The following is a 4,108-nucleotide window of genomic DNA, read 5'->3' on the forward strand; positions in this document are numbered from 1 at the left end:
GGGCCGCTTTGTCACAGCCAGCCGCGCCGGCGGAAAAAGGCCAGCATGATGCCGGCGACCAGCGCCATCCAGCCCAAGATCACCAGGAACGCCCAGGGGGAATCGGCCAGCGGCAGGGCGATATTCATGCCGTAAATCCCGCTGATCAGGCTCAGCGGAAGCAGGATGACCGAGATGATGGTCAGGATGCGGATCACCTCGTTGATGCGGTAGGACGTCAGGGCCATGCTGGTATCGCTCAGGCTCTGGATGACCTCATGATAGTTCTGCACCAGGTCCAGCGCCCGGGTGAAGCCGTCCAGGATGTCGCCGAAATAGGCCCGCATTTCCGCCGGCAAAAACGGGAACCGCCCTGCCTCTAAGTGGCTGATGACCATCTTCTGCGGCTGAAGGATGCTTCGCAGAGTGATAATGTCACGCCGCAGGTAGGCGATGCGCGTGATCAGCTCCCCCATGTCGGCGCTGAACAGCTCTTCCTCGATCTCGGATATCTCCCCGCCTACTCTGCCCAGCATGGGGAAGATGTAATCCACCAGCCGGTCGAGGATGACATAGAACAGCCGGCCGGCGCCCTTCCCCAACACATCCTGGCGCAGGACGGGGTTGCGCTGACACTCCGCGAAGAGGTCATCCACCGGTTTCAGCCGGCCGTCATGCACCGTCACCACATAATTGGCCCCGACGAAGCAGTGCAGTTCGCAGGGCGCGCTGAAGCGGTGCGTGGTGTTGTAGACCGGAAAGTGCATCACCGCAAAGAAGTAATCGTCGTAGATATCCAGCTTGGGGTGTTCGGTCCGGCTGGTCAGGTCTTCCAGGTCGAGAGGATGAAAGCGGAAATGCCGGCGCAGATACTCCAGGTCTTCCGAAGACAAGGGCGCGATGTGCACCCACATGCTGCCGGCCTCGGTCACGGCCTGCAGTGCCATTGCGGCTCTCCCGTTCGAGATGGTGCGGCATGGGCCGGCTGGCAGGAGCGGCGGGGTTCGCCAGCCGGCCCATCCCCGCGAGAGGTTATTTCAGCACACAGACCGCCTGCGGGTGCTTCAACCGCAGGGCGATGCGCTCCAAAAGGCGGAAGCGGTGATCCAGGCCCTCATTCCCTATATAGGAGACGCTCATATCCATCGCCAACGCCAGGTCGAGGTGATAGGGCGCGTTGGCGATGAGGAAACCCTCCTTCGCCGGCAGATGGGGCGAGAAGTACACCTTACCCACCAGCTCCTCGATGAACTCCATCTCCAGCTCATCGGTGTTGGCCATGATGCGCTGTGCCTGGGCGTACAGCGGGGCGCTCAGCACCAAGACGTAAGGCCCGTAGATGCCGGCGCTCATCAGCTTCTCCAGCGCGGCGCTCACCGTGGCCAGGGCACCGCCGCTCTCCGACCATTTCTCCAAGGAGACGTGATGAGTGCCCTTGGCCTGGCGCAGGCCGGCGAAGATCAGCCCATCTTCCTCGGCGGCCAACTGGATGGTGGCGATAGCCACTGGCCCCAACTCCAGCGGAAGACCGAACTGCTCCGCCGTGGTGAAATCCTCCCAGGCCAGCACGAACTCTTTGCTCAGCGTGGTGAAGGGCACCAGCTCGCGGCCCGCCACGCGCGGCGCACCCTCCACATCCAGATGGGAGACCGGCACACCCAGTGCGCCGGCGCCCAGCGGGCCGACGAGATGAAGAAAGCGCCGGCCCACCAGATGCTGGGAGGCCACGGCGCGCACCTCCTCGTCAATCATCTGCCAGAAAGACGCATCGAACGGGGCGTTCTCGCGCAGCAGCAAATCGGTCATCGGTATACCTCCTGATGTTCTCGGTGGCTTGCGCTACTTCTGCGGTTTGCCCAACAGGCTCCCAACGGTGAAGCCGGGTTTGGCGCCGGCCGACGAGGTCGGCTTGGCCGCCGGCTGGGCCGGCTTTTCGGCTTCTTCCACTTCCTCCAACAGCTTGGAGAAGACCACCACGTGATGGTCCTCCTCGCCGGCGATGCGCTCAAGCAGGTCGGCCAGGTCGGACTCGCCCAGGGCGACGGCCTGCCGGCGGTACTCGGAGGACACCTCCTTCTCGATGGCGATGTCGGCCTGGAGCATCTCCGCCGTCGCATCCGGCAGGATCAGCGGATCATGCACCATCTCGGCGCGGGTGCCCAGCGATTCCATCTCCTCGGCCAGCCAGCCCATGTGGCGCATTTCCTCGATGGCCTGCCATTCCATCTCGTGTTCGACCTCGCAGTGCGGCGTCATGAAGGCATGGGCCAGGTACTGGAGCACGACGGTGTACTCATGCTTCAGGTCTTTCTGGAGATATTCCGCCTTGGGGCGGTCGGTCTCGGTGATGACCGGCTCCATGCGGACTTCGGCTTCGGGGTCCTGTTCGCCGGCGTATTTCTCGAACTTGCCCATATGAGCACGCTCATCCGCCACGATACGCCGCAGGACTCCTACAATTTCCGGATCATCAATAAGCGCCATATGGGTCAGATACTGGTCAATGGCCCTTTGCTCCGCCTCCACATCGGCCTGGAGCATATCCACCACCTTAGGGCCGTCGAATACTACCTCGCCCCGCGCCATGCTGGGCTTTCCGCCCAGCGCCACCACGAGCTCCGCCAGCCAGCGGAAATGCTGCATTTCCTCGCGGGCAATGGCCTCTAGCTCTGCCGCCAGCTCCCCTTCGCCAAAGGCATAGGCATGCTGTAGGTACTGGATGATGGCGGCATGCTCGTCTTCCATATCCTTCTGCAGCATTGCGATGATCTTTTCCTTGTCCATATCCCTCCCTCACACGAAGTGTGAATTCCCTCGTCATCACAAAAGGGAATTCCAATCGAACGCATCGTCCAACAGCGCCTCTTTATGCGCGGAGACATCGATTTTGCGGGTGATAGCTTCGGTGACCGGCCGCACCTTGTCTTTATTGCCCAGCAGGATGGCGCCGACGATGCGGCCGTCCTTGAGCACCAGTTTTTCATAACGGCCGGCGGCCTCGTCCACACGCCGCACTTCCTCATAGCCATCCCCCTCGGGGTTCACCAGCCCGATGGAGGTGAGGTCAATGCCCACCACCTTCAGGGTGTTGGACGGGATGATGTCCACGTAGGTCGCCGGCGTCTCGCCCGCCGGCGCGGCCATATTGGCGGCCGCGACGCGCGCCTGTTCCGTCGCCGCGGTCACGATGCCCCAGATGCGCCCCTCGAACTCCGCCACATCGCCGGCCGCCCAGATATCCTCGGCGGAGGTGCGCATGGCGTTATCCACCACCACGCCGCGATTGACCTGGATGCCGGCGGCCGCGGCCAGCTCGGTGTTGGGGCGGATGCCGGCGGAGATGATCACCATCTCGCCGGGGAACTCCCGGCCGTCTTTCAGCCGGATGCCGCGCACTGCGCCGTCGCCGAGGATCTCCTCCGTGGCGGCGCCGGTGATGATGGTCAGCCCGAAGCGCTCCATCTCGCGCTGGAGCACCCGCGCCCCGTCGAAGTCAAGCTGGCGGGGGAGCAGGCGCTCGAAGAACTCCACCACCGTGACCTGCGGCCCGAGGGCGCTGATCGCTCTCGCCGCTTCCAGACCCAACAGCCCCCCGCCGATGACCACCGCGCGCTCGGCCGTGCGGGCGAAGGCCTGGATTTCCAGGGCATTGGCGATGGTGCGCAGGGTGAAAACGCCCTTCTTGTCCGCACCCTTGATGGGCGGGACATTGGGGCGACTGCCGTTGGCCAGCAGGAGGCGGTCATATTCCACCCGCCGGCCGTCCGCCAGGGTGATATGTCGGGACCCGGGGTCCACCGCGGTGACCGCCTGGCCGAGATGCACCTGGATGCCGCGCTTCTCGTACCACTCGGCCGGGTACAGGATCAGCTCATCGAGGGTGAGCTCGCCGGCCAGGAACGCCGGCAGGCGCGGCCGGGGATAGTACAGGTATTGCTCATCGGTATAGATATGGATTTCGTCATCGTTGGAGCGGACCTGGGCGAGACTGCGGGCGGCGTTGACGCCGGCCACCCCCTGCCCAATGATCACATAGCGCATGAGGCAAGCCCTCCTGGAGTCTGCATGGTTCCGTGGAGTGGGGTGCGGGACACGTCCGACCGCGCATCCCGCACCCTGGGCATCCGTT

Annotated in this window: 4 protein-coding genes; all 4 read right to left on the reverse strand. The window is 63.9% G+C overall.

Annotation, left to right across the window (positions count from 1 at the left end; all coding sequences use genetic code 11):
- Nucleotides 1-11 precede the first annotated feature (11 nt).
- A complete protein-coding gene (corA, locus tag H5T60_12295) occupies nucleotides 12-926 on the reverse strand; it encodes a magnesium/cobalt transporter CorA (GenBank protein ID MBC7243213.1) in 915 nt (304 codons plus the stop codon).
- A gap of 85 nt (nucleotides 927-1,011) precedes the next feature.
- A complete protein-coding gene (locus tag H5T60_12300) occupies nucleotides 1,012-1,785 on the reverse strand; it encodes a bacteriocin family protein (protein ID MBC7243214.1) in 774 nt (257 codons plus the stop codon).
- 33 nt (nucleotides 1,786-1,818) lie between these two features.
- Nucleotides 1,819-2,763: a ferritin-like domain-containing protein gene (locus tag H5T60_12305; GenBank protein ID MBC7243215.1), complete on the reverse strand. Its 945-nt coding sequence runs from the start codon at nucleotides 2,761-2,763 to the stop codon at nucleotides 1,819-1,821.
- Nucleotides 2,764-2,799: 36 nt separating this feature from the next.
- The gene (locus H5T60_12310) at nucleotides 2,800-4,020 is read right to left on the reverse strand and encodes an NAD(P)/FAD-dependent oxidoreductase (protein MBC7243216.1); all 1,221 of its coding nucleotides are present in this window, start codon (nucleotides 4,018-4,020) and stop codon (nucleotides 2,800-2,802) included.
- Nucleotides 4,021-4,108 lie beyond the last annotated feature (88 nt).

The sequence above is a fragment of the Anaerolineae bacterium genome, assembly GCA_014360855.1.
Classification (GTDB): Bacteria; Chloroflexota; Anaerolineae; order JACIWP01; family JACIWP01; genus JACIWP01.